Here is a 457-nt window from a genome sequence, read left to right as displayed (position 1 = left end):
GCCAAAATCAATATTCGTATAGGAACTAGAACCAAAGTCGCCAAAATCAAAGCATTGAGCCGTATTTGAGACACTCATTGAGTGAGCGCTAAACCACTTAGCCGAACCATTCACTGTATTATCTTTGTTCCAAAATTGTGCAGTTCCTACAGCGTTAAAGCTTGGGTGATATGCCCCTTTATTCAATCGATTTACGGTGCCGCATACCAACAGATAAGACTCACCATTACTCGAAAAGACACTGCTTTTATTGCTGAATATCCCAATATTGTGATTTTTTGCTGCGTATGCCGCTGCATTGGCCCCTGAATTAAAAGACAACGATGCTTGATGTGTAAATGCGGTATCACTGTTTTTAATACCTTGGATAGCGACCCTATTACTAACACTGAAACCACAGTAAGATAGGCCGGCATCAAGTGCTGCCCAGTCACCATTACCATGACCCGCAAAGCTT

General features: G+C 42.2%; 1 protein-coding gene. It reads right to left on the bottom strand.

The genetic code is table 11. The features are described from left to right. A partial coding sequence (locus J8M00_RS28080; RefSeq protein WP_211013655.1) for a hypothetical protein occupies positions 1-457 on the bottom strand: 457 nt, incomplete at both ends.

Origin of the sequence: Pseudoalteromonas luteoviolacea, from assembly GCF_018100925.1 — a bacterium.
Taxonomy (GTDB): domain Bacteria; phylum Pseudomonadota; class Gammaproteobacteria; order Enterobacterales; family Alteromonadaceae; genus Pseudoalteromonas; species Pseudoalteromonas obscura.
The sequence above is the reverse complement of the archived record's forward strand: the minus strand, read 5'-3'. Positions and strand labels throughout refer to the sequence as shown.